At 61.4% G+C, this 223-nt stretch carries 1 protein-coding gene; it reads right to left on the bottom strand.

Annotated elements, in window-relative coordinates; all coding sequences use genetic code 11:
- Nucleotides 1–223: cytochrome c oxidase assembly protein (locus E4K09_RS23775; protein WP_166802480.1), on the bottom strand; the 223-nt coding region annotated here is incomplete at both ends.

Raw genomic sequence — 223 nt, 5'->3', positions numbered from 1 at the left:
GCGTCGGCTCCAGGAAACGGGCGGCGAGAGCAAGGCATGCCAGGAGATAGACCATGCCCATCGGAACGCCCATGAGCAGGCCGGCGAGTTGCTGATCCTCCAGAGCCCCCATTCCCCACGTCGCCGTCCGATTAAGGTACCACTCATAAAGAGGATCGGGCGCGAAGGTAATCAGCGCACTGAGGAAGCCGCTATGAATCAGCGTCAGGAATCCGGCCGCGAT

The sequence above is a fragment of the Microvirga pakistanensis genome (assembly GCF_004458765.1).
Taxonomy (GTDB): domain Bacteria; phylum Pseudomonadota; class Alphaproteobacteria; order Rhizobiales; family Beijerinckiaceae; genus Microvirga; species Microvirga pakistanensis.
The sequence above is the reverse complement of the archived record's forward strand: the minus strand, read 5'-3'. Positions and strand labels throughout refer to the sequence as shown.